Origin of the sequence: Rhizobium sp. ZPR4, assembly GCF_040215725.1 — a bacterium.
GTDB lineage: Bacteria > Pseudomonadota > Alphaproteobacteria > Rhizobiales > Rhizobiaceae > Rhizobium > Rhizobium rhizogenes_D.
Window position 1 is genome coordinate 230256 of sequence record NZ_CP157967.1, and the last position, 25173, is coordinate 255428.

Annotated in this window: 25 protein-coding genes; 22 read left to right on the forward strand and 3 right to left on the reverse strand. The window is 59.4% G+C overall.

Going from position 1 to position 25173, the window contains the following annotated elements:
• The first annotated feature begins 10 nt into the window (after nt 1-10).
• Genes flgA through fliP form a run of 6 tightly spaced genes read left to right on the forward strand, consistent with a single transcriptional unit; the run spans nt 11 to nt 4156 of the window.
• Nucleotides 11-511 carry a flagellar basal body P-ring formation chaperone FlgA gene (gene flgA / locus ABOK31_RS01135; protein ID WP_174175318.1) on the forward strand — a complete coding sequence of 167 codons (501 nt, stop codon included), beginning with the start codon at nt 11-13 and terminating at the stop codon, nt 509-511.
• A complete protein-coding gene (locus ABOK31_RS01140; protein ID WP_174175317.1) occupies nt 508-1626 on the forward strand; it encodes a flagellar basal body P-ring protein FlgI in 1119 nt (372 codons plus the stop codon). Before flgA ends, ABOK31_RS01140 begins: the two co-directional genes overlap by 4 nt.
• On the forward strand, nt 1623-2162 hold the full coding sequence (locus ABOK31_RS01145) for a MotE family protein (protein ID WP_349957462.1): 540 nt from the start codon (nt 1623-1625) through the stop codon (nt 2160-2162). Before ABOK31_RS01140 ends, ABOK31_RS01145 begins: the two co-directional genes overlap by 4 nt.
• A complete protein-coding gene (gene flgH / locus ABOK31_RS01150) occupies nt 2159-2872 on the forward strand; it encodes a flagellar basal body L-ring protein FlgH (protein ID WP_174175313.1) in 714 nt (237 codons plus the stop codon). Before ABOK31_RS01145 ends, flgH begins: the two co-directional genes overlap by 4 nt.
• Nucleotides 2873-2906: 34 nt before the next feature.
• The gene (locus ABOK31_RS01155) at nt 2907-3401 is read left to right on the forward strand and encodes a flagellar basal body-associated FliL family protein (protein WP_349957463.1); all 495 of its coding nucleotides are present in this window, start codon (nt 2907-2909) and stop codon (nt 3399-3401) included.
• Nucleotides 3398-4156 (forward strand): flagellar type III secretion system pore protein FliP, encoded by a 759-nt coding sequence (gene fliP, locus ABOK31_RS01160; RefSeq protein ID WP_174175310.1) that lies wholly within the window; start codon nt 3398-3400, stop codon nt 4154-4156. Before ABOK31_RS01155 ends, fliP begins: the two co-directional genes overlap by 4 nt.
• Nucleotides 4157-4209: 53 nt before the next feature.
• On the opposite strand, the gene ABOK31_RS01165 is transcribed toward fliP, so the two are convergent.
• Nucleotides 4210-6153: a glycosyl transferase gene (locus ABOK31_RS01165; protein WP_174175308.1), complete on the reverse strand. Its 1944-nt coding sequence runs from the start codon at nt 6151-6153 to the stop codon at nt 4210-4212.
• A 331-nt stretch (nt 6154-6484) separates the two neighbouring features.
• On the opposite strand from ABOK31_RS01165, the gene ABOK31_RS01170 reads away from it, so the two are divergent.
• Nucleotides 6485-7399 (forward strand): flagellin, encoded by a 915-nt coding sequence (locus ABOK31_RS01170; protein ID WP_174175306.1) that lies wholly within the window; start codon nt 6485-6487, stop codon nt 7397-7399.
• Between the two features lie 255 nt (nt 7400-7654).
• Complete coding sequence (locus ABOK31_RS01175; protein WP_174175304.1) at nt 7655-8569, forward strand: flagellin; 915 nt, start codon at nt 7655-7657, stop codon at nt 8567-8569.
• A gap of 103 nt (nt 8570-8672) precedes the next feature.
• Here ABOK31_RS01175 and ABOK31_RS01180 read toward each other — a convergent pair whose 3' ends face one another.
• Both ABOK31_RS01180 and ABOK31_RS01185 read right to left on the reverse strand, forming a co-directional pair.
• Nucleotides 8673-9923: a tetratricopeptide repeat-containing protein gene (locus tag ABOK31_RS01180; RefSeq protein WP_174175302.1), complete on the reverse strand. Its 1251-nt coding sequence runs from the start codon at nt 9921-9923 to the stop codon at nt 8673-8675.
• Nucleotides 9917-11404 carry a pyridoxal-dependent decarboxylase gene (locus tag ABOK31_RS01185; RefSeq protein ID WP_174175300.1) on the reverse strand — a complete coding sequence of 496 codons (1488 nt, stop codon included), beginning with the start codon at nt 11402-11404 and terminating at the stop codon, nt 9917-9919. The genes ABOK31_RS01180 and ABOK31_RS01185 overlap by 7 nt, the downstream gene beginning before the upstream one ends.
• A 457-nt stretch (nt 11405-11861) precedes the next feature.
• Between ABOK31_RS01185 and ABOK31_RS01190 the strand changes: the two genes are divergently transcribed.
• The 14 genes from ABOK31_RS01190 (at nt 11862) to flgD (ending at nt 25146) form a co-directional block, all read left to right on the forward strand.
• Nucleotides 11862-12782, forward strand: a complete 921-nt coding sequence (locus ABOK31_RS01190; protein ID WP_174175298.1) for a flagellin — start codon at nt 11862-11864, stop codon at nt 12780-12782.
• 256 nt (nt 12783-13038) lie between these two features.
• Nucleotides 13039-14019 carry a flagellin gene (locus tag ABOK31_RS01195; RefSeq protein ID WP_174175296.1) on the forward strand — a complete coding sequence of 327 codons (981 nt, stop codon included), beginning with the start codon at nt 13039-13041 and terminating at the stop codon, nt 14017-14019.
• 243 nt (nt 14020-14262) lie between these two features.
• On the forward strand, nt 14263-14895 hold the full coding sequence (locus ABOK31_RS01200) for a hypothetical protein (RefSeq protein WP_174175295.1): 633 nt from the start codon (nt 14263-14265) through the stop codon (nt 14893-14895).
• Complete coding sequence (locus tag ABOK31_RS01205) at nt 14892-16319, forward strand: MotB family protein (protein ID WP_349957465.1); 1428 nt, start codon at nt 14892-14894, stop codon at nt 16317-16319. Before ABOK31_RS01200 ends, ABOK31_RS01205 begins: the two co-directional genes overlap by 4 nt.
• A 3-nt stretch (nt 16320-16322) precedes the next feature.
• Nucleotides 16323-17627: a chemotaxis protein MotC gene (gene motC / locus ABOK31_RS01210; protein ID WP_174175291.1), complete on the forward strand. Its 1305-nt coding sequence runs from the start codon at nt 16323-16325 to the stop codon at nt 17625-17627.
• A 2-nt stretch (nt 17628-17629) separates the two neighbouring features.
• Nucleotides 17630-19252 carry a flagellar hook-length control protein FliK gene (locus tag ABOK31_RS01215; RefSeq protein ID WP_349957466.1) on the forward strand — a complete coding sequence of 541 codons (1623 nt, stop codon included), beginning with the start codon at nt 17630-17632 and terminating at the stop codon, nt 19250-19252.
• Nucleotides 19194-19787, forward strand: coding sequence for a lytic transglycosylase domain-containing protein (locus tag ABOK31_RS01220; protein ID WP_174176067.1), 594 nt, complete (start codon nt 19194-19196; stop codon nt 19785-19787). Before ABOK31_RS01215 ends, ABOK31_RS01220 begins: the two co-directional genes overlap by 59 nt.
• A 279-nt stretch (nt 19788-20066) precedes the next feature.
• Complete coding sequence (locus ABOK31_RS01225; protein ID WP_174175287.1) at nt 20067-20738, forward strand: winged helix-turn-helix domain-containing protein; 672 nt, start codon at nt 20067-20069, stop codon at nt 20736-20738.
• Nucleotides 20739-21028: 290 nt separating this feature from the next.
• Entirely contained in the window at nt 21029-21250 is a 222-nt protein-coding gene (locus tag ABOK31_RS01230; protein WP_174175285.1) for a hypothetical protein, read from the forward strand.
• A gap of 24 nt (nt 21251-21274) precedes the next feature.
• On the forward strand, nt 21275-22765 hold the full coding sequence (flgK, locus tag ABOK31_RS01235; RefSeq protein WP_349957467.1) for a flagellar hook-associated protein FlgK: 1491 nt from the start codon (nt 21275-21277) through the stop codon (nt 22763-22765).
• A gap of 3 nt (nt 22766-22768) precedes the next feature.
• Nucleotides 22769-23818: a flagellar hook-associated family protein gene (locus tag ABOK31_RS01240; RefSeq protein ID WP_349957468.1), complete on the forward strand. Its 1050-nt coding sequence runs from the start codon at nt 22769-22771 to the stop codon at nt 23816-23818.
• A 37-nt stretch (nt 23819-23855) separates the two neighbouring features.
• Nucleotides 23856-24203, forward strand: coding sequence for a flagellar biosynthesis regulator FlaF (gene flaF, locus ABOK31_RS01245; RefSeq protein ID WP_075855158.1), 348 nt, complete (start codon nt 23856-23858; stop codon nt 24201-24203).
• On the forward strand, nt 24200-24652 hold the full coding sequence (gene flbT, locus ABOK31_RS01250; RefSeq protein WP_095433964.1) for a flagellar biosynthesis repressor FlbT: 453 nt from the start codon (nt 24200-24202) through the stop codon (nt 24650-24652). The genes flaF and flbT overlap by 4 nt, the downstream gene beginning before the upstream one ends.
• Complete coding sequence (gene flgD / locus ABOK31_RS01255; protein WP_349957469.1) at nt 24640-25146, forward strand: flagellar hook assembly protein FlgD; 507 nt, start codon at nt 24640-24642, stop codon at nt 25144-25146. Before flbT ends, flgD begins: the two co-directional genes overlap by 13 nt.
• Nucleotides 25147-25173 lie beyond the last annotated feature (27 nt).

The following is a 25173-nucleotide window of genomic DNA, read 5'->3' on the forward strand; positions in this document are numbered from 1 at the left end:
CGGGCCGAACATGAGGTTTCGCCGGATGAAAAGCTTGGCAATGGCATGGTTCGCCGCAGCGAGCCTCTCCGTCGTATTCGCGTCGGCTGCGCCCGCCGGTGCGCAGAGTACCGATGGAGCAAGTCTCGGAACCGCCGTGGTGCCGACCGAGACGATCTATCCGGGCGATATCATCAGCAGCGGCCAACTCGAGGAGGTCGAGGTCACCAACCCCAACCTGACCGGCGACTATGCCAAGCGGCTTCGCGATGTCACCGGCCTTGTGTCGAAGCGCACACTTCTTCCCGGCCGCACGATCTCGATCTCGGCATTGCGCCAGCCCTATGCGGTGACGCGCGGCTCCAACGTCCGTCTGGTGATGAGCATGGGCAGCATGACGATCACGGCGGCGGGCACGCCGCTGGATGATGGCGCCGTCGGCGACAACGTCCGTGCCCGTAATATGGACTCCGGCATCATCGTCAACGGCACGGTCCTGCAAAACGGTACGATCCGCGTGGTTGCGAAATGAAACGGCTTCGTCAATTTCTAGCAGTTCTCTTCGCATTGCCGAGCCTGATCATCGCGGATCCGGCTGCGGCAATGCAATCGCGCATCAAGGACATCGCGTCGCTGCAATCGGGTCGCGACAACCAGCTGATCGGCTATGGTCTGATCGTCGGTCTCCAGGGGACCGGCGACGGTCTGCGTTCTTCGCCATTCACCGAGCAATCCATGCGCGCGATGCTGCAGAATCTCGGCATCTCGACGCAGGGCGGTCAATCCGCCGCCAAGAATACGGCCGCAGTCATGGTGACGGCGAACCTGCCACCTTTTGCAAGTCCAGGCAGCCGCATCGACGTGACGGTCAGCTCGCTCGGCGATGCGACGTCGCTGCGCGGCGGCACGCTGATCATGACCTCGCTGAGCGGCGCCGACGGCCAGATCTATGCCGTGGCGCAAGGCTCCGTCATCGTATCCGGCTTCCAGGCGCAGGGGGCTGCCGCGACGGTGACCGAAGGTGTGACGACGGCCGGCCGCGTGCCCGGTGGCGCCATCATCGAGCGCGAATTGCCGTCGCGTTTCAAGGATTCCGTCAATCTGGTCCTGCAACTGCGCAATCCGGACTTTTCCACCTCCATCCGCATCGCCGACACGGTCAATACCTGGGCGACCTCGCGTTACGGCGCGCCGATCGCAGAAGCAAAGGATTCGCAGGAGGTGACGATCGCCAAGCCGAAGATGGCGGATCTGACGCGGCTGATGGCCGACATCGAAAATCTCAACGTCCAGACAGATACGCCGGCCAAGGTCGTCATTAACGAGCGCACCGGAACGATCGTCATCGGCGCCGATGTCCGCGTCTCGCCGGTCGCCGTCAGCTACGGAACGCTGACCGTGCAGGTCAGCGAGAATCCGCAGGTGATCCAGCCCGAACCCTTCTCGGATGGCCAGACGGCGATCCAGGACCAGACCGATATCACCGCCACCAAGAGCGGCGGCCGCGTGGCGGTGCTGGAAGGACCTGATCTGAAGACGTTGGTCTCGGGTCTCAACAATATCGGCGTCAAGCCGGACGGCATCATCGCCATCCTGCAAGGCATCAAGTCGGCCGGCGCCCTGCAAGCGGAGCTCGTATTGCAATGATATTGACCGCCATTGCCAGAAGTGCGCTGATTGCCTGCAGTCTTGCAACAAGCGCCTTGTTCTTGTCACTTGGTACGGCTTTGGCGCAGGAGGCGCCGAAGCCGGTTACCGATCCCGCCTCCAGCCAGGATGAGATCCGGCAGTTTTGCACCAACATTGCCGATCCGGCCCGCGATCAACGCTATCTGCTTCAGAAGCAGGAGCTGGAAAAACTCCAGGCGGATGTCGATCAGCGCATCGCTACCATGGAGAAGCGCAAGGCCGAATATGAGGATTGGCTGAAACGCCGCGACGACTTCCTCAAGACGGCCGATCTCGGCCTGGTCGATATCTACAAGAACATGAAGCCGGATGCCGCTGCCGCCAGTCTCAACGACGTGAGGACGGTCATCGCAGCGGCCATCATCATGAAGCTTTCTGCGCGCCAGTCGAGCCTGATCCTCGCGGAAATGGATGCGAAGAAGGCGGCCGTCATCACCAATATCATCGCCAGCGCATCCGACCCGAATACATCGAAGTCGAAGGATCCCTCATGAACCAGCGTCTTACGGCCGCCTGCGCAATCGTCGTCTTCCTCGCCGGTTGCCAGTCGCAGGCCCTCAAGGAAATCGGCAGGGCGCCTGCCATGAGTCCGATCGGCAGCGGCCTGCAATATGCGCAGACGCCGCAGATGTCGCAATATCCGAAGCGGCCGCATCAGGTCGCGCAGGGCTATTCGCTCTGGAATGATTCGCAGGCCGCCCTTTTCAAGGACGCGCGCGCGCTCAATGTCGGCGACATCCTGACGGTGACGATCAAGATCGACGATAAGGCGAATTGGGACAACGAGACCAATCGCAATCGCACGAACAAGAGCGATATGAACTGGAACATTACCGCCAAGATTTTCGGCTGGCAGCCCAGCACCAATGCCGATGCGACTTCGGGCTCCGACACCAGCACCGACGCCAAGGGTAAGATGCAGCGCTCCGAGCAGATCAATCTTCTGGTCGCAGCTGTCGTGACCGGCATTCTCGAAAACGGCAACCTGATGATCAGCGGCTCGCAGGAAGTGCGCATGAACCAGGAAATCCGTATTCTCAACGTCGCCGGCATCGTCCGGCCACAGGACGTGACCTCGGAGAATACCATCTCCTACGACAAGATCGCCGAGGCACGCATCTCCTATGGCGGCCGTGGTCGTCTGACGGAAATACAGCAGCCTCCGAGGGGACAGCAGGCCGTAGACCTGCTCTCGCCGCTCTGATTTGGCTCTGATTTGATAGTGGACGGATAGGGATATGGCAGTAGCCGCAGACGAACCGGCAAAGGGCAAGGGATCGCCGCTGATCATGATGATCGTCGGCCTGCTGGTGCTGACCGTGCTCGGCGGCGGTGGCGGCTGGGTGCTGGGAACCATGGTGGCGCCGCGGATCAAGCAGGCCACCGCTGCGGTCCAGGCGACTGCAAAGGCCGGCGGTGACAGCAAGCAGGCTGCGGCGACCGCCCAGGCGAACGGAATCATACCGCTCGATCCGATCACCACCAATCTCGCCTATCCATCGCAGAGCTGGATCAGGCTGGAGCTTGCGCTGGTTTTCAAGGGGCAGCCGGACCCTCAGCTCGCCCAGGCGATCCATCAGGATATCCTTGCCTACATACGCACGGTTTCCTTGCAGCAGATCGAAGGTGCACGCGGCCTGCAATATCTTCGGGATGACATTCAGGAGCGTGTTGACCTGCGCTCGGAAGGACGAGTATCGAAAGTTATGTTCAGAACTTTCGTGATCGAATGAGTCGATTAGCACTTGCCCTATCTATATTAGTGATTGTTGCATTCTCGCCTGAACTGGCGATGGCGCAGCAATTGTCGCAACAGCTTCCGACCGATCTTCTGAACGCGCCGGTCAACGGCTCTGTTGCCGCCTGGATCATCCGCACATTCGGGCTGTTGACGATCCTGTCGATCGCGCCAGGCATCCTGATCATGGTGACGAGCTTTCCGCGCTTCATCATCGCCTTTTCGATCCTGCGCACCGGCATGGGCCTTTCGACGACGCCGTCGAACATGATCCTGCTCAGCCTTGCTTTGTTCATGACTTTCTATGTCATGTCGCCGACCTTCGATCAGGCCTGGAAGGATGGCGTGCAGCCGCTGCTTGCCAATCAGATTTCGGAAGCCGATGCGGTGCAGCGCATCGCTGAGCCGTTCCGTACCTTCATGTCCAACAACACGCGCGACAAGGATCTGAAGCTTTTCGTCGATCTGGCGCAGGAGCGTGGCCAGACGACCGTTGTCGACAACAAGATCGACTATCGTGTCCTGATCCCGGCTTTCATGATCTCGGAGATCCGCCGCGGCTTCGAAATCGGCTTCCTTGTGGTACTGCCGTTTCTCGTCATCGACCTGATCGTGTCGACCATCGTCATGGCGATGGGCATGATGATGCTGCCGCCGACTTCGATCTCACTGCCGTTCAAGATTCTCTTTTTCGTGCTGATCGACGGCTGGAACCTTTTGGTCGGCAGCCTGGTCCGCTCTTTCCACTGAGAAAGCAAGTATAAGACGATCGCCGGAGATTTTCGTTCCGGCGATCGCTGAGCTTACTCGGCCGCGATTGCTGCGGAGTTCCGGTCGTCTTCCATGAACGGTTCCGTGCGCACTGGTAGCGCCGGCACGTCCATGTGATCGGGAGCGAGACCCTGCTTGGCTCGCACCGCCATCATCTCGAAGGCCGCCTCCAGGTGGTGCGTGAAGCGCTCTGCATCGAAGAGCGGCTTGATGTAGCGATTGGCCGCCAGCCTTTCCTTGAACTGGGCGATCCGCTCCGGCTGGCCGGCGAGCTGCACCGCCATGTCCTCATAAGCCCTCTCGTCCTCGGCCACCAGTTCCGGCAGGCCGATGGCATTCAGCAGGCTTTCGCTGACGCGCGAAGCGAAATTGGTGCCCTTGATGGTGAGGACCGGCAGGCCGCCCCACAGCTGTTCCGAAGTCGTCGTGTGGCCGTTGACCGGGAAGGTATCGAGGCCGAGATCGGCAAGCTGCTGGCGGTCGATATGGTCCTCGTAGCGAATGCGGGTAGTAAAGACGACTCGCTTGCGGTTGACGCCGCGGGCTTCCAGGCGCGCCCAGATATTGGCTTCCGCCCGCGGGCCGTTGCAGAGTAGCCAGAGCACGCTGTTCTTGCTGCGCTTGAGGATATTACACCATATGTCGACCATCTCCGGCGTGATCTTGCGGTTGCCGTTGAAGGAGGCATAGACGAAGGCGTCCTCGGGCAGCCCGTGCTCCGCACGTGTCGTTTGCCGCGGCTTCGGACGATTGATCGGGTCGTTCGGCTGGTAGCAATCGGGCAGGCGGCAGAATTTTTCGTGGAAATGCACCTTCGAATGATCCGGCAGCACGTAATGGTCGCCGATGATGTAGTCGAGGTCGATATTGACGGTCGTGCCGGGAAAGCCCAGCCAGGCGACTTGGATCGGAGCGGGCTTGTAGTTGAGGATGAAAGCGCGGCTTCCCTTGGTATGTCCCTTGAGGTCGACGAGAATGTCGATCCCGCGGGCGCGGATCGCTTCTGCTGCAGCCTGGTTGGAAAGGCCGCGAATGTCGACTGTCGTCCCCAGTGCCGAATAGTCGAAGGCCTCCTCCTTCTGGTGAGCCGCCTCCGAGTGATCGAAAAGGGTGATTTCGAACCGATCCTTGTCGTGCAACTCGAGGACGCGCTGCATCAGCTTCATCGTCGCATGCCCCGGCCAGAAGTCGGAGGAGAGGTAGCCGATGCGGATCTTGCTGCCCCATGTATGCGGCAGTTTGCGGCGGGCTTCTGCATGGCCTGCCGGCAGCGGTTCGGTGTCATGGATCGCGAGCTTGTTGATCGCCTCGTCGCCGCACCAGTGGAGATGGAAGAAGGGATTGTCGGGAATGACGTGCTCAAGCTTGCCCTGGGCAAGCGATGCCGTAACCGGGGCCATATGTTTTTCGACAGCTGCCAGATCGGACACCTCGCGCGCGAAGATCAGGTAGAGCGCGCGGAAAATGACATGGTCGGGATGCTTCTTGAACAGGGTCGCGACGATGTGCCGGTTGCTTTCGTCATAGAGATCGTCGGTCAGCAGCCTTGCGGCCATCTGGCGATGCTTGAGTTCCGGTCCTTCGACGAGCACGGTCTTGAAGCCGGTCAGCAGGTCCTTTTGCTGACGGCCGAGGAAAATGCGGCTGAGGATGAAGGCAAGGTCCGGGTCCTTGAATGCGAGGGGCAGGATCAGGCTTCCGATCGCGAGAGCCTGATCGTCGTTGCCGCAATCGCCGTGCAACAGCAGAGCTTCCCGAAGATATTCGTCGCGCTGCGGCTTTTGCCGGCCGGCCAGCTCGTAGGCGCTCGCCGCATCCGATCGGAAGCCGAGTTTCAGCAGCGTCTTTGCCAGGAGTGCATAGGTCTTGGGTGACCTGTCGATGTTCAGCAGCTCGTTCAGCGTTTCGAGTGCGCGCGTATATTGCCCCTTTTGGTAGAAGCTGGACGCTGTCACAAAGGCATTTTTCGTATTCACGAGCGAGAACTCCGAGCGATATGTTGACCGGCTCTCGCCGAAGGTCGAGGGCCGGCATCATGGATTCGCCTCATGATCCCTCACGGAGCTTGCCTGAAACCGAAGCACCGGTCGAAATTGCCTTTACGGATTCTTAGCCACGTTCTCGAGAGGCGATGTTCACCGGCCCCGGATTTAAGAAATTGGCAAGCAATGGGTGCGAACTTCCTCGCGACATGACGGGTTTGGTCCTCTAGGAAAATGGATCGAGGGGCATGAAGCTGCTCCGTCATCGCCGGTATCTCAGTCCGGTATGTCCTCCTTTTGTATCCAGTTTCCAGGGGACACTCCTATGACCAGCATTATCACTAACAATTCCGCAATGGCCGCCCTCCAGACGCTGCAGAACATCAGCAGCAACCTGCAGGACACGCAGCAGGCTGTTTCTTCCGGCCTGCGCATCTCCAAGGCTTCCGACAACGCTGCTTACTGGTCGATCGCCACCAGCATGAAGTCCGACAACAGCGCCATCGGCGCCGTTTCTGACGCTCTCGGCCTCGGCGCTGCCAAGGTTGACACCGCATCGACGGCCGTCACCAGCGCCATCGACATCGTCGGCCAGATCAAGGACAAGCTTGCAACCGCCATGGAAGGCTCGGTTGACAAGGGTTCGGTTCAGGAAGAAATCGGCCAGCTGCAGCAGCAGCTGCAGAGCGTTGCCCAGTCGGCTTCGTTCAACGGCGAAAACTGGGTCATGGCCGCAAACAACGGTTCGGCTTCGGTTGTTTCCTCGTTCATCCGCGGCACCAACGGCACGGTTTCGGTCAGCACGAGCTCTTACGCCTTCAGCACCGGCGCAACCGGCAACGTTCTGTTCGGTGCAAACTCGGCCGGCACGATCGACACGACCTCGGGCATCCTCGGCACGAAGGACAGCACCGTTGGCGCTTCGGTATTCAGCCTCGACATCAGCAGCATGACCTCCGGCCAGATCTCCAGCGCGCTCAACATGGTTCAGACCGCTCTGAACTCCATGACCAGCCTGGGTTCGAAGCTCGGCTCCATCTCCAGCCGTATCGACCTGCAGACGAGCTTCGCTTCCTCGCTCTCCGACTCGATCCAGTCGGGCGTTGGCAAGCTGGTTGACGCCGACATGGAACAGGAATCGAGCAAGCTGTCCGCTCTGCAGACGCAGCAGCAGCTGGCCATCCAGTCCCTGTCGATCGCCAACTCGTCGACCCAGTCGATCCTGTCGCTCTTCCGTTAATAGGAAGCGCCAACGCCTCGCGTTGGTCGAAAATCCTAAACAACAAGTTAACCGCGCCTATCTAAGGCGCGGTTTTTTTTATATTTTCCGGCCGAAGGCGGTTCAGCTTTTCTTAACTATATTGCTGTTTCTTAAGACCATCGAAGCGGCGAGTTAACCTTAACGAATTTGGTTAATAGGCATGATGCTGAATGCCGTTACCGGTTTTAGGTCCGGAATGTCCCTTATTCAACCACTGCCAAAGGGGCAAATATCATGACGAGCATTCTTACCAACAACGCCGCAATGGCTGCTCTCCAGACGCTGCGCAACATCGGCTCGAACCTGCAGGAGACGCAGAGCGCCGTTTCTTCCGGCCTGCGCATCTCCAAGGCTTCCGACAACGCCGCTTACTGGTCGATCGCCACCAGCATGAAGTCCGACAACAGCGCCATCGGCGCCGTTTCTGACGCTCTCGGCCTCGGCGCTGCCAAGGTTGACACCGCGACCACCGCCGTCACCAGCGCCATCGACATCGTCGGCCAGATCAAGGACAAGCTTGCAACCGCGATGGAACCGTCGGTCGACAAGAAGTCCGTTCAGGAAGAAATCTCCCAGCTCCAGCAGCAGCTGCAGAGCGTTGCTCAGTCGGCTTCGTTCAACGGCGAAAACTGGGTCATGGCCAAGAGCGGCGATTCCGCTTCGGTTGTATCCTCCTTCATCCGCGGCACCAACGGCACTGTTTCGGTTAGCTCCACCGCCTACGCCTTCGACACCGGCGCAACCGGCAACGTTCTGTTCGGCGCCAATGCAGCCGGCACGATCGACACGTCTTCGGGCATCCTCGGCACGCAGGACAGCACCGTCGGCGCTTCGGTATTCAGCCTCGACATCAGCAGCATGACGGGTGGCCAGATCTCCAGCGCGCTCAACATGGTTCAGACCGCCCTGAACTCCATGACCAGCCTGGGTTCGAAGCTTGGTTCGGTCTCCAGCCGTATCGACCTGCAGACGACCTTCGCTTCCTCGCTCTCCGACTCGATCCAGTCGGGCGTTGGCAAGCTGGTTGACGCCAACATGGAAGAAGAATCGAGCAAGCTGTCTGCTCTGCAGACGCAGCAGCAGCTGGCCGTCCAGTCCCTGTCGATCGCCAACTCGTCGACCCAGCAGATCCTGACGCTCTTCCGTTAATAGGAAGCGCCCGGCCACGCGTTGGCTGGTCATACAGGAAAACGATCTTGCCGCGCCTTCTCCGGAGGGCGCGGTTTTCGTTTCGGCACCGCGCAGTTACGGCCTAAAGCGCAACATCAGCCTTTCGCCTGACAGCATCGACGAAGCCATCGAACAGCTTGCGCATGGCAACCTGCTTGTAGGGATAGACAATGGGGTCATCCATATTGTGGACCACCATTGCCACATCGAGCTCGAATACCAGCAGGCGACCGTCAGGAAGTTCCGCGCAGTCGATGCCGAAATAGTCGAGCTTGATATGACGGCAGAGCGCTGCAAAACTCTCTTTGTGGCGAACGGCGAAGTCGCGATCGAAATCCTCCATCCACGCTTGCTCGACCGCCCGCTTTTCCGCACTCTGGCCCATGCCGGCGCTCAGATAGTGCACGATCCAGTGATCAGAGAGCGCCATATGGCTGGCAAAGGCCTTGCCGTCGATGAATACGACGCGCTGCTTGTTGTAGTAGCCGTCCGCCCCACGGAAATCGATGAAGGGTGCCACGTATAGCTCTGGTGCCGGCTGTGTCGCGAGAAAGGCTGCCAGTTCGGCCGGATCGGAGATGCGCTCCATTCCATTACCGGCATGTGTGCTGAGCGGGCGCACGACCAGCGGGAAGGTAAGGCCCGGGGCGCAGTCTTGCAGCTGCTTGGCGCCAGCGCCGACGGCTGCGAGATCGTCGCGCGATACGCGATGGGTGGTGGGCGAGAGGATCGACGGTTCGCCCGCCAGCATTCCGCTCACCCCGTCGCGCGTCAGCCTCGCGATCAGTTCCGGATTGCGGTTCATCACCAGACCGTCGAACCCGGCAAGCAGCCCCTGCATGTGAGCGAGCAGCGGAGCGTTTTCGGTCGACTCTCCGATCGCCATGAAGGCGACGTCATGATCCGGCAGACCGACGAGTGCGGAGGTTTGCAGGTCGACATAGCGCAGCCATAGCACGCAATCGCTGCCCGCCAGCAGAAAATCTAGCGGCGTATTGGCCATGAAATCACCCTCGGTGACGAAGGCCAAAAGGCGCGGTCCGGTTCCGTTGCCGTGGACCACGCGGAAGTCACGCCGCAGCTGCACGGCGTTCTTCAGGATCTGGCGTGCCTCTTCGGTGCGGCCGAGTGTTTGCAGGATGATCGCCAGGTCCATGAATGCGGCTGCATCGGTCGAATCCGCCGTCACGCGTTGCATGAGCTCGTTCCATAGCGGCGTCACGTCGCGGCCGGCATAGACGAGCGAGACGATTCTCTGCATGCCGAGAATTCGCGAAGCGTCCAGTGTATTGGGGAGCGCTGGATCGATGGTTGGGGCTTTGGTCATCAGCATTGGGGGAGATCCTGTCGGGAGCCGATCGTCAAAACGCTATGAACGAGCTGGTCGATATCCGCCTGACGCGTGCGGTGGTTCACGATCGCGGCGCGGATTGCCGGCTGCCCGTTCAGATGGGTCAGGGATGGAGCGACGCGGCCTTCGGCATGCAGCCGCTCGACGATTTGGGAATTGATGGACGCAGGTATCGTTCCGTCCGCGCCGACATAGGCGAAGCAGACGATATTGAGCGCGACCGGTGCGAGCAATGTCAGATGAGGTTCCTGTTCGATGCGCTCGGCCAGCCTGCGGGCCAGCCTGCAGTTGGCGCTCATCGCGTCTCCCAGAGCTTTGACGCCGTAGGTTTTCAGCGTGAACCAGGTCTTCAGCGCCCTGAAGCCGCGCGACAGATCCGGGCCGTAGTCGCAGGGCCACCAGTCTCCGCCGGCAAGCCCGGTGGCTGCACGGCTGAGATAGGCGGCATCCGAAGCAAAGGTCTGCCGCTGCCATTCGCTGTCCCGCACGAGCAGGAAACCGGCATCATAGGGCACTTGACCCCATTTGTGGAAATCGAAAGCGAGCGAATCGCAGCTGTCGATCCCCGCAAACAGATGCGCGAGGTCAGAGCTCAATACGCCGAGGGCACCCAGCGCGCCGTCGACGTGAAAATGAAGATCGTAAGTGTCGGCGATATGCCGCAAACCGGCGAGGTCGTCGACGGCGCCGGTATTGACCGTTCCCGCACTGCCGATGACGAGGAACGGCACAAGACCTTCCCGCCTGTCGCGAAGGATCGCCTGTTCCAGCGCGCCGATATCGATCTGACCAAGGTTATTGACGGCTATGCGCCGGAGCTGATCGCTGCCGATACCGGACATTTCGAAAGCGCGGGGAACACAGCCATGAACCTCGTTCGAGGCATAGGCGACGAGCCGGGATTCGTCGGACAGACCGGTTGCACGCACATCGCGGCCGAGCTTCCGGCATCTGGCGATCTGTAACGCGACGAAATTGGCTTGCGATGCGCCGGTGAGGAAAATGCCGCCGGCCGTTTCCGGAAAGGAGAAGATCTCGCGCGTCCAGCGGATGATCTGGCGCTCGACTTCGATCGGCATATGGTCGCGCCCGCCGAGATTGGCATTCAGCCCGCCGGCGAGCATTTCGGCCAGCATGCCGGTAACGGTGCCGCCGCCCTGGACCCAGCCCATGAAACCGGGATGAATGTTGCCGCTGCCATAGGGGAGGATATTTTCCCGAAAGATGGCGTGGACTTCGGCCAGGTCGCTGGATTCGACCGGCAATGGTACATCGAACAGGGCGCGGATGGAGGAGGGGGCATGTTGCCAGACGGGTTTCGTTCCGAGCGTCTGGAGATGATCGAACATGTCGTCGAGCATCTGGTGACCCTGCCTGCGCAGAGCCTGCCAGTCGTCGGGGTCGAGGCTTGTTCGCTCTTGGCGATCAACCGCCGCCCGTCCGGCGTCCTGCAAACTGAACATCTCAACCTCGCATATGGCCGCCGCTGCCGACACCATCGCCGGAACGCCGCTGGGGATGACGGCCGTCTTCGTCCGACATTGGACGGATAGCTGCTATCTACGACGCCGAAGGTGGCGCGAGGCTGACTTGCGGTCTCTTGCTGCCCGTCGAACGGATGATATCCGGGCGGAAAGTGGCACGTCGGCGCACGCTGTGCGGATTGATCCCTCTCGGATTCAGCTAAGGGTGGTGTAGAACGATGGCGCGGCGCCTGATGGTCTTTTAACGGAAAGGATGATTCCGTTAACTTTTGTGGTCGGCATTAATCTTTTATTAACCCTATTCCTGTCAGTTGCAGCTAGCGCAACGGTTGGTTAACCTCTCCTAAGAGGCGGTTAACAAGCATGAGGCTGATTGCCGTTCCCGGCCGCAGACCGGAATGTCCCTTCCAAATTCAGCCATAAGGGGCACTTTTCGATGACCAGCATCCTCACTAACGACGCGGCGATGTCCGCCCTCCAGACCCTGCGCTCCATCAACACGAACCTGCAGGATACGCAGAGCCGCGTTTCCTCGGGCTACAAAGTGGCCAAGGCAGCCGACAATGCCGCCTATTGGTCGATCGCGACCACCATGCGCTCCGATAATAGTGCGCTTTCAGCCGTCTCGGACGCATTGGGCCTGGGTGCGGCCAAAGTCGACACGGCCTATACGGCGATGGACAATGCCATCACCGTCGTTCAGCAGATCAAGGACAAACTCGTCGCGGCAACGGAAAACAGCGTGTCGAAGGCTGACGTCCAGGAAGAAGTCACGCAGCTGCAACAGCAGCTGGAGAGCATTGCGCAATCCGCTTCCTTCTCCGGGCAGAACTGGATGTATGCGGCCAGTGGCGCCTCTGCCTCCGTCGTCTCCTCCTTCGTGCGCAACAATGACGGTACGGTTTCCGTCAACAGCACCAGCTATGCCTTCGATACCGGCTCGCAGGGCAACGTCCTGTTCGGCGCGAACAGCAGCGGAACGATCGACACGAGCTCGGGCATTCTCGGCAGCAAGCAGACCATCAGCGGCAACGACTATTCCGTCTTCAGCCTCGATATCACCAACATGACGAGCGGCGATATCGGTTTGGCGATGAACCTGGTGCAGGGCGCCCTCAACGCCATGAACAGCACGGCTTCGCAGCTCGGCTCTCTCTCCACCCGCATCGATCTGCAGACGAGCTTCGTCTCCACCCTGCGCGATACCATCGATTCCGGTGTCGGCAAGCTCGTCGACGCGGATATGGAAGAAGAATCAAGCAGGCTCTCGGCGCTGCAGACCCAGCAGCAGCTGGCCATCCAGTCGCTGCAGATTGCCAACACCAGCGCGCAGAATGTTCTTGCTCTCTTCAAGTGAGCCTTGACTGGAGCTTGCGTTGAAATGGCGCGGCGGCATTTCCCTCTTGTCGCCGCGTATAAGCTTTTGTTAACGTTGTCGCTAATTGATTTGCAGTCTCTGCGCAGATTCGGCCTTCGTTCTCCTTCCAAGCGATTGCCGGACTGCGCTCTAGCGACGGGCCGCGCTGGGATATCTCCCGCTGGTGGGCATGAGGCCAATCGTTGCTGCCGGATCGGTCCGGCTTGCCAGTCCCAATGGAACTACGGATTTTCAGATGAGCAATGTGACGACGAATCCTACCACGTCGGCGGCGCTGACCGTGTTGCGCGGTATCAACAAAGATCTCGATGTCGTGCAGCAGCAGGTCTCGTCCGGTTACAGCATCCAGACGGCGAGCGACGATCCCACCTATTGGTCGATGGCGACCACCATGCGCTCGGACCAGAGCAGCCTTTCCACGATTACGGATGCGCTAGGCCTCGGCGCCTCCAAGGTCGATACCGCATCCACCGCCATGGATACGGTCGTCAGTCTGCTGACCCAGATCCAGTCCAAGCTGGTTTCGGCAAAGGAGCCAGGCACCGACAAGACTGCCGTCAATTCTGACATTCAACAGCTCAAGAATCAGCTGCAGTCCGTCACCCAGTCGGCATCCTTTTCCGGCGAGAACTGGCTCTATAATACGGAGCAGCAGCCCTCCACGCAGCAGTCGGTGATCAGCAACTTCACGCGTGGAACGGGCGGCCAGATCAGCTTCACGACGATCGGCTATGACAGCTCGCAGACCTTGATGGTCGATACAGTCAAACCCGAGCGCGGTTTGTTGACGAAGAATGTCGATGCAAGCACATTCGATACTTCGAGCAGCGGCAGCAGCACGCCTCGCAACTATTACCTCCTCTCCGCCACCGGCGGCACGACGCCGACGGGTGGAACCGAGATCGCGTTATCGAGCAGCACGACCGATGACGAACTGACCGACATGATCAATGTCACCAACTCGCTCCTGAAATCGGCAACATCAGCGGATTCGACATTGGGTCTGATGAAGTCGAATATCGACGATCAATCGGATTACATTTCCAAGCTCAGCGATGCCATCAAGAGCAGCGTCGGCGATCTCGTCGACACGAATATGGAAGAGGCCTCTGCGCGGCAGAGCGCCCTGCAGACGGCGCAGCAGATGGGCGTGCAGGCTTTGTCGATCGCCAATAGCATGGCGAGCAAGGTGTTGATTATTCTCCAATCGAAATGATTGCCGGGCGGCACCGTCCGGTCGGCAATACCGCATTGCATTCATCCTCGCACAAGTTTGACTGCCTACGGTCCTTCGCAGTGGCTTGGCTGCGCAATGTGCCGGTGACATTGGTCCCGGAAGGTGCTGCCTGAGGACGGAAACCGGAAGCGTGATGATCGACGTTTTGAGAATGGGAATGGATCGGCCGGCTGTCGGCATCGACTTGCAGCGTCTCTGCGACGCGAATGGGGAGATGCGCGCGTGAGCTTGACTTTGTCCCGATATCTCAAGGATTTCAGCGCCGAACAGGTTCCGCCGCCTCATGTCGAGGATATGGCCTTTGCGGAACCGGTCGAGTTTCCCGAAAGCCCGCTCGAGCCGCCCGTTGATGTCGAGGCCGAGCGCCGCGTCGCCTATGCGGAAGGGCATGAGGCAGCGACCCAGGAACTGACACTAAAGCATCAGGCCGAGATCGACGGCATGGCCCAGTCGTTTCGGGCAGAAATGGATGCGCTGCGGATACGCTACGAAGAGCAGGCGGCGGAAAAGATCGCTGCCGATATGACGCGCATTGCCACGATGCTCGGGCAGGCGATCAGCACGGAAGCTGCCGCCATTCTTGCGCCGATCATGACCGAGACGCTGACGGCTAAGGCCGTCGCCGATCTTGCCGAGCTGGTCAGGGCTGCGATCCTCGATGGCAGCGTCGGGCCGATCTCGGTCAGTGGTCCGCACCATCTCTTCGAGGTTCTCTACAGCCATCTCGGCGATGACGGCGCGTTGTTGCGCCACGTCGAGGCTCAGGATGTCGATCTCACCGTCACGATCGGCGAGAGCGTTCTCGTCACCCGCATGTCCGCCTGGGCCGCTAGCTTGAAAGAGATCCTGAAATGAGCGACGGCGATCAAAATCACGGCAAGCACGAGATCATCATCGTCAAGCGCCACGGCGGCGGCGATCACGAAGGCGGCCATGGCGGCGCGTGGAAAATCGCCTATGCCGACTTCATGACGGCCATGATGGCCTTCTTCCTTGTCATGTGGCTGGTGAACGCCGCCAACGAGGAGACGAAGGCCTCGGTCGCCTCCTATTTCAATCCTATCAAGCTCGCCGACGAGAAGCCGACGGAAAAGGGCCTCAAGAAGCCCGTCGATCAGGCGCAAGGCGAAAAGAACCAGCAGAAGTCGGATAAGGCTCAGGATAAGCCGAACGACGGCAAGTCGGCCAAGACCGGCGAAGACCTGACCTCGACCTCGGGCGACCAGACGAACTATTCCGAAGCGGATTTCTTCGAGAATCCTTATTCGGTCCTGGCCGAGATCGCACAGGAAGTCGGTCAGCAGGCCAATGTCAGCGCCAAGGGCGACGGTGGAGCGGCCCAATCGGGTCCGGCGACCGGTGCGGATGGTGGTCAGGCCTATCGCGATCCATTCGATCCGGATTTCTGGACCAAGCAGGTGCAGGTTTCGAGCGCCTCGAAGAAGGCGAACGAGGAACAGTCCGCCAAGTCGGATCAATCGCCCAAGGGCGAAGTCATCGCCTTGTCGAAGGCAACGGCGGCCGATGCCGGCCAGCCGGCCGATCAGCCGCAGATGCCTGAACAGCAGCCGACGGTGAGCGAGCAGCAGGCGACCGGCAAACAGCAGGACAAGCAGACGCAGGCTCAACAGGTTGCCAAGGCCATGGCGCAGAGCGATGCCTCCGCACCTGAGGACAATGCCGCTTTGCCCCAGAACAAGGATGTTCAACCGACCAAGGCACAGCAGCAGGAAGCCAAGGATCTGCAGCAGGCGATCCAGGCCGAGATCAAGGGCGTTGCCGGTCAGTTGGCCGAGGGGCTGCAGGTTAGCGCCGCGGAAGGCGGTGTGCTTGTCACCATCTCTGATCAGACCAACGATCCCATGTTCAATATCGGTTCGGCGGTTCCCCGGCGCGAAATGGTGCTGGCGATGGAAAAGATCGGAAAGATCCTGGCGGAACAGAAGGGATCGATCCTGATCCGCGGTCATACCGACGGGCGCCCCTATATGGTCGGCGGCCGCAACGACAATTGGCGTCTGTCGCTCGATCGCGCCCAGAGTGCCTATTACATGCTGACGAGCGGCGGGCTGGACGAAAAGCGGATAGTTCAAGTTTCCGGTTTTGCGGACCGGCGTCTGAAGCTGCCCGACGATCCTTTCAACGATGCCAACCGCCGTATCGAGATCCTGATCGCTAACCCCTCGAACCAGGCGGCGACGGACCCCGCGGCTTCAGGAACGCAAGCTCCCGCGAAGCCCGCTTCAAGCAAGGGCAAGTCCCAAGGCAAGCAGGGATAGTCCATGGCGCGCAAACAGCATCGTCATCACCTTGCGCTCACGCTTACCCTCGGCATGTTGATGCCGGGGGTTGCAAGCGCCGAGGGGCAGGACAGTCTGCCGCTCTACAAGATGCTGCGCTCGCTCGAATTCGTCCAGGATTCCGTTGTCGCGGGTGACAGTTCCGCCGGAGAGATGCAGCGCTTTCTGCTCGCCACCATAGACGAGCGCTTGCGCAATGCGGATAAATCAGTCTTCGAGGACAACCGCAATGTTGATGCGGCCTTGATCTACGCCATGAGCGGCGGCAATCCCGAAACGCTCGAATATCTGATGTCGCGCGACGTCAATGGCAATTTCGACAATCGCGTTGCAGATGTTCTCAGGAAATATCTGAACGGCAAGGGTCTGCTCGTCGTCAACACGCTTGTCGATATCTCCAAGGAATATCGCGACAAGCCGATCGGTCCCTATCTCTCGCTGGTTGCCGGCAATGTGATGTCGGGCAAGAACGCCAAGGCGGCCTTGCCGCTTTACGACTGGGCGCGGCTGATGGCGCCCGGTACGATCGTCGAGGAATCGGCGCTGCGTCGTTCCCTGGCTCTATGCGCCGATGCGGGCATGGTGCAGCAAGGGCTCGACTATGCGCGGCGCTATACCAGGCGCTTCCTGCATTCGCCCTACGCCAGTCAGTTTGCCGATCTTTTCGTGCAGCTGGTGGTGGATCACGATTCCGATGTCAAGCAGCAGGACATCATCGACATCCTGTCCTTCATGGACCCGCCGAGACAGCGGGAGATCTATCTGCGGATGGCACGCCGCGCCGCAATCGCCGGCAAAGCCGATCTCGCCGCGCTGGCAGCCAACCGCGCTCAGGCGATCTCCAATGACGGCAGCGATGCCTTTGGCGCGCTGGCGAACTTCTATGGCGGCGTGGCAGGCATATCCACGCCTGAATTGAAGTCGGCGATCAACGATGTGAACCAGATGCCGGCGGGTGAACTGAATGCGCGCGACCGGGCTCTGCGCGACGCCGCAAAGGCGGTGGCGCAGGAGATATTGCGCACGCCCGACGCTGCAAGCCTCGGGCAAGGCAATGTTCCTAACCTGCCCAACCAACAGAAGACTGAACACGATGCTGCTGTGACGAATCAAGCGGGAGGCCAATCTCCCGGCACGGCGGGTGTTGAGCAGGGAGCCCCGGCAAACGCGGCTCCCGCCCCGGAAGGAGGGCGGCAGGAGGCCGACTCTTCGTTCAACGCATTCGTCACGACGAGCCGCTCGAAGCTGGATGCCATCGACGGCCTGTTGAAGCAGGAAAGTCATTAGATATGAACGACATCGGTGTGTCTGGCGCCTCATCAGGGGCGGATATTCTTGCTGTTGCCAAGGGCGCTCGCTCCACAAAGCAGGATGATGGCAAGGGTTTTATCGATGCGCTGACCAGTTCGCTCGGCAATGGACGCAAATCCGCCGGTTCGAATACCGGAACCGACGTGACGACGAATGCGAACACGACATCCAGTGACGATGCGGATGAGGACACGGGCACGGTGAAGACGGCAGCGAATAATCTTGCGTCGATAACCCTCACCATTGATGAAAGCGCCAATGCCGGAGCTGGAATGATCGATACGTCCGGAGCCAATCTGGCCAACCCCGCCGGCCTTGCCAAGGGCGCGAAAGCCTCTCAGACCGCCGGCGCCGCATCGCTCTCGAAATCGCTGATAGAGCTGCAGAAAGCAGCTTCGGCCGCTGCCGAAGGCGATGCGACCCCCGTTGATGCTGATCAGCCGGCCGCAGCCGCCGATCCGACCACGCCGACGACCGATGCCGGCAAGGTGCCGGCGCAGCCGACGGCACTCGATCAGCTGGCCGAGATCGCGCAGCAATTGGCCGATGTCGCGACGACCGATGGTCAGACGGCGCCGGTCAAGGGCGACGGTAAAACGCCCGCCGTGAAGGATGGAAAGAATGTCCAGTCCACGGACGATGGTAAGTCTGCATCGACACAAGACAGCCAGCCGACCAATACGATTTCCGATGCCTTGTCGCTGCTGAACGTTGCGCAGCCCGTTGTTGCGGCGCAGGTTAGCACGACCCAAGTCAGCACGACGCAGACCGGCAAGACGGCAGACGATTCGAAGGTCCAGTCATTGCCATCAGGCCAAGCAGCACTCGCTGATGATGCTTCGGACACTGCCTTGACGTTGCCGGATGATGCCAAGGGAACGGATGCCGCGCAAACATTCCGTCTGACGCGGGCGGACGGCCGAGGCAGCGCGCTCGACCTGTCGATCAGCAAGGGCAGCGATGACGTTGCCGATGTCAAGGTCGGTGCTGCAGCCGGCGGCGATGCGGTCGCGGTCACCGTGCTCGATTCGCGCCGTTACCTGGGGCTTGCTTCCAACTCGGCGCTCGTTGCCGGAACCATGGCCGGTGATCGCGAATGGTCGGCGGCGATGCAGCCGGGTTCGGCGCTTTCCAATGCCGCGAACCTGACGAGCACCGGCAAGGTCGTCAACACGCTGAAGATCCAGCTGAGCCCCGACAATCTCGGCGACGTGACGGCAACCATGCGGCTCTCCGGCGACCAGTTGAGCGTCGACCTGAAGGTTCAGACGAGCGAAGCCTACAGGCAGCTTCACGCCGATCAAAGCCACATGGTCGATGCGTTGCGCGCGCAAGGCTATCAGGTCGACAATATCACCGTCTCCCTGGCGTCCAATGCCGACCAGCAGTCGGATAGCGGTCGCAATTCCGGATCGAACCAGCCACAGCAGCAGTCCCTGTTGAACCAGGGACAGGGGGGCGACGCACGCTCCAGAGGCCAGAACTATTCAGGGCAGCAGGCAAATGGAAACGATGGCAATCGCAGTTCGGGTGAGCGCGGTGTTGAGGACGGCGCTGCTGGTGGCATGCAGCGTTCTCGCTCTGGGGCGGTTTACCTCTGAGGCGCATGCATCGGGCAATGCGGCGCCGCCTGACAATGGTGCCGCGGGCCTTTGCGAACGCGAAATCCAGTCTGCCGCCGCAAAATACGGCATACCGGAAGGGATCCTTTATTCGGTCGGTCTGACAGAGACGGGGCGCAAGGGATCGCTCTATCCCTACGCTCTCAATGTCGAGGGGCGTCCGATCTTTCCGCCATCGGAGGACGCCGCCCTGCAGATATTCGCCGCGGCGCGGCAGAATGGGGCAAAGCTTATCGATGTCGGCTGTATGCAGATCAATCAGTATTTCCATGGCGAAAACTTTACATCCGTCACCGCCATGTTCGACCCGCGCAGTAATGTCGAGTATGCCGCAAAATTTCTCCGCAATCTGCATGACAGGCATGAGACCTGGACGATGGCGGTAGCTAGATACCACGCCGGACCGAACAACGACCCCGCCCAGAAGGTCTATGTCTGCCGCGTGATCGCCAATCTGGTCGCCACCGGCTACGGAAAATGGACGCCCAATGCGGCGACGTTCTGTCGGGATTAGACACCCATAAGTTGTGCATCGCTTCCGGTTAGCCGCCGCTAACCCAATCGAAGCAGTTGACTGCCGTGGATTTGCCTAAAATGCGCATGTTAATAATACGCCCGCTAACAACTTTTTTATCGGTGTAAAACGCTGACTACCTACTACATCTAGTGCAAATCGCACCCGTATAGTTAATCAATTATTAATTTCTGCCACTCATTTCCGACAGTTGTTCGTGATTCGCCCGATTCGTACCCATAGGTCATCGAAACACCACACTGATTCGGAGGCGGACGAATGATCGTAGTGGTTGATGAGCGAGAGCTCGTTAAGGACGGATATACATCACTGTTTGGACGCGAGGGCATCCCTTCGACGGGATTTGATCCGCGTGAATTCGGCGAATGGGTCACGACGGCGGCAGAGGGCGATATTGCCGCTGTGGAAGCCTTTCTGATCGGACAGGGCCAGCAGGTGCATGAGCTCCCAAGGGCTATTCGCGACCGGACGGCAGCACCTGTCATCGCGGTGAGCGACCAGCCCTCGCTGGAAGCCACGCTTGCACTTTTCGATTGTGGCGTCGACGATGTCGTGCGCAAGCCGGTGCATCCTCGCGAAATCCTTGCCAGGGCCGCGGCGATCCGCCGCCGGTTGAAGGCGATCAGCAACTATACCGATATCGGCCCCATTCGCGTCTTCGCGGATGGCCGTGATCCGGAAATCAACGGTTCCGTATTTGCCTTGCCGCGCCGCGAGCGCCGCATCCTCGAATATTTGATCTCCAATCGCGGTCGCCGTGTGACGAAGACGCAGATCTTCAACGCCATCTACGGCATCTTCGACGAGGAAGTCGAAGAGAACGTGGTTGAAAGCCATATTTCCAAGTTGCGCAAGAAGCTGCGCAAGAAGCTCGGCTTCGACCCGGTCGATTCCAAGCGCTTCCTCGGTTACTGCATCGATTGGAGCTGATGCTCCCGGTCGTGCATCCCCGGTAATAAACTCATGAACAGGCCCGAGAATCATTTGATTCTCGGGCCTGTTCCTTTTTGGCTGCCGGATCGATATGGCGCCGAAAGGTACGTTGCCCCTTACCATTTCGACACGCAGCAGCTGGCGGTAGGGCCGCTTGATAGTGCTCTTGACGACGCTTTTCGCGATGATCGGTTTTTCGTCCTCTCAGACAGCTTCACGCAAGGCCCACCACCTACTCTCAGTCGTATGAAGGATAACGAGGATTCCAGATGAGGAATTTCGGCAGCATGAAGACCGTACTTGCGGAAGCGGATGCACCGGCGGCTCGCCTCGGCGTCGCTTTTGGCGACGGTGCTCGCGTCTTGCAGCATGCTTGCGGAAGGGTGTTGCCGGTTCGCTCCGGCGATCGTCCATCCGCTGCCAATGACAATCTGGTCTATTTCGCCGGCCTTGTTCTGACAGGCTATTCCGACACTTCCGGCGCGCCTTCGGCCAATCTGCCGCGCTAAAACGAATAGGGTATCGAGTCAGTCATGTCGCTCACAACAGCTCTCAATAACGCGCAGGCAATATTCAACAATACCGGCACGCAGAGCAGCGTCGTGTCGAACAATATCGCCAACGCCAACAACACGAATTATTCGCGTCGTCAGGCGGTCGTAACGACCAACATGGCTGGCGCTCAGGTGGTGCAGATTGCCCGCAGCAGCGAACCGGCGCTGCAGAAAACCTATCTCAGCTCGGCGTCGTCGGATGCGGCACAGCAGCTGCTGTTGAACGCCTATACCAATCTTCAGTCGGCCACGCTTGGCGGCAACGACAACGAGATCGCGCCGGCGACCTATCTGTCGGCATTCCAAGATGCGATGCAGAATTATTCGGGATCGCCGTCCAATGCTACGGCGGCGCAATCTGCGATCAATGCTGCTCAGAGCCTGGCCACATCGCTCAACAACGCCACGACGGCAGTGCAGAGCGCCCGTACCGACGCCGACAAGCAGATCAGCTCCGACGTCGACACGCTAAACAGTCTGCTGAAGCAGTTCCAGACCGCCAACGACGCGGTGAAATCGGCAACGACCACCGCTGGCCCGACGTCGAGCGCCCTTGCCGACGCGATGGATCAGCGCGATTCGATCCTGAATCAGATTTCGAAGATTGTCGGCGTGACAACCGTGACGCGCGGCAACAACGACATGGCGCTCTACACCACGAGCGGGACGACCCTGTTCGAGACCATTCCGCGCACGGTGACGTTTCAGCCGACGACGACCTATACGGCAGACACGACAGGCAACGGCGTTTACATTGATGGCGTTGCGCTGACCTCGGGTCAGGGTGCGAATACGACGGCACAGGGCACGCTTCAGGCAGCACTTCAGATTCGTGATGATGTTGCGCCGACCTATCAGAAGCAGCTCGATGAAATGGCTCGAGGGCTGGTTACGGTTTTCGCGGAAACGAATAGCGATTCCTCAAAGCCGACCCTGCCCGGTCTGTTTACCTGGACCGGCGGCAGTGTTCCGACCGATGCCACCGCGGTTACGGGTTTGGCCGGTTCGATAACCGTTAATTCGAAATTAATCACGTCCCAAGGTGGTGATCCAACACTGCTGCGTGATGGTGGTATTAACAACGATAGTACTACCGGCGAAACCGGTTATACCAAGAATACCAGCGGCGACAGTGGATATTCCACCCAGCTTGATGCCTACATCACCGGCATGAATACGAAAATGGCGTTCGATCCTACGGCCGGCTCCGACACCAGTGCCACGCTCATGGATTATTCGGCGAGCTCCGTCGGTTGGCTCGAAGGTCAGCGCAGCACGGCAACGACCGCAGGGGAAAATACCTCTGCTGCTCTTTCGCGCTCCTCGAGCGCCTATTCGAACGCGACGGGCGTCAATCTCGACGAAGAGTTGACGCTGATGATGGATATCGAACAGTCTTACAAGGCTGGAACGAAGATATTGAACGCAGTCAATGAAATGCTTCAAGCGGTATTGGATATTGCGAGCTAAGCCATGAAACTTTCTTTCATTTCGAGCACGGCCATTCAGAACGCCATGCGCCAGACGATTCGTCAGGCGCAGAATGAGATGACGAGCGCTTCGACGGAGGCGACCACGGGCGTCTATGCCGACATCGGGGTCGCGCTCGGCAGCAGCACGTCGCTGAATGTAAATCTGACGCGGGACGTGTCTCGCATCGATTCCATTCTCAGCAGCAACTCCGTTGCGAACCAGCGCATGACGACTTCGCAGACCGCCTTGACCGGCATGGGCACGCAGGCGCAGAACCTGATGGACCAGCTCGTGGCGCTAAGTGGCAACACCGATGGCAGCAGCGTCGCCCTGGCGCAGCAGACCGCGACATCGACCCTGTCGAGTGTCATCGCATCGGCCAATACGATGGTGAATGGCGAGTATCTCTTTGCCGGAACCAATACCGATGTCCAGCCGATGACGGACAATTCCTCGGCAACGAACGCGGATATTCAGTCGCAATTGACGACCTACATGGCAAATCAGTCGCCGCCTGTAACCGCAGATACCATATCCGCGGATCAGATAACGGATTTCATCACCAATACTGTCGAGCCGATGTTCACCTCCGATAGCAGCTGGTCGAGCTGGTCGAGTGCGTCTGATCAGAACATGACGAGCCGCATCAATAATTCGGAGGTCATCGAAACCTCGACGAACTCGAATTCATCCGGTATGCGGTATCTGGCACTGGCGACCAGTGTGACCAACGCACTGATGGGCACGCCACCCGGTCTCAATCAAAGCGCGGTGAATACTGTCACGCAGCAGGCTATCAGCTATACGCGCCAGTCGATCGACGGGTTGAACAGCCAGGCAAGCCAGCTTGGTCTCTCGCAATCACGGCTGTCGGATGCGAATACGACGCTGAACTCTCAGAAGACCATTCTCAACACCAGTATCGGCGACTTGACCGGAGTCGACCCTTATGAGGCGTCGACCAAGGTCAATAGTCTCCAAACACAGCTCGAAACGGCTTACACGATTGTTTCCAAGATCCAGCAGTTAAGCCTTGTAAATTACCTTTGATGATCAAAGGGAAGTAATGACCAGGAAGGATGCATGAATGTATCAGTTCTCATATGCGGAAGTCATGCAGGATGCAGTGGCCGACGCCAAGGAACGAGAACGACAAGTTCTGGACCGGTCGGTAGCTCTTCTCTCTGCGGCCCGTGATGCGGGGAAATACGGCCGTGAAGCGATCGAGGCTCTCTTCTATACGCGACGCCTATGGGTAAGCTTTGTCGAGGACCTCAAAAGCCCGGAGAACCAGCTCAACGTCGAACTGCGCGCCAATCTGATTTCGATCGCCATCTGGATATTGAAGGAATGCGAACGGATCAGGCGGCGCCAGTCGGAAAACTATCAAGGCATCATCGATGTCACCACCATCATCAGGGATGGACTTAAATGAAAAGTACGCTTCGCATATCGCTTAAAGCCGGGGAAAAGATCTTTATCAACGGAGCCGTCCTGCGCGTCGATCGCAAGGTTGCTCTGGAATTCCTGAATGATGTGACATTCCTGCTCGAGAACCACGTGCTCCAGCCCGAGGACGCGACGACGCCCTTGCGTCAGCTCTATTTCATCGCGCAGATGATTCTCATCAATCCGGAAGGCAAGGAACAGTCGACGGCTATGTTCCGCAAGTCGATCGTCATGCTGCTGTCGTGCTTCCACAATGAGGAAGTGCTGGCCGAGCTGAAGCGCATTGACGGCCTTGTCGCCACCGGCCGTGCCTTCGATGCGCTGAAGGCGATCCGTGGCCTCTACCCGGTCGAAGACAATATTCTGAACAACCAGGAAATGCCGGCGGCGACGATCGAGCACATCCGTCGGGAGATTGCTCCATGGCAGCGGTAGACACCGTCACCAGCAGCACCAGCACCAGCAGTACTTCAAGCTCTTCGAGCGCGGCTGCCGCATCGGCGAGCGCCAGCCTGAATTATAACGACTTCCTGCAGCTTCTCATCGCGCAGATGCAGAACCAGGACCCGACGTCACCGATGGACGCCAGCCAGCAGATTTCGCAGCTGGCGAGCTTCTCCCAGGTCGAGCAGCAGATCCAGACGAACTCGCATCTGGAAACGGTGTTGCAGAACCAATGGATCTCGCAGGCATCCGACTATATCGGCAAGCAGATCATGAGCGCCGATGGTAAGACGACAGGCACGATCAAGGAAGTGACCGTCTACACGGACGGTATCATCGCCCAGACCGATGCCGGCGACAAGATTCTGATCCAGGCGGGCGTAACGATCGCTCCGGCGGGCACGACCATTGATCAGCCGACCACGTCGAGCGATAGTAGCACCAGCAGCGATTCGTCGAGCACGGATTCGACCAGCGGCACATGATGTGCCGCTGAACCGGGAGTGGACATG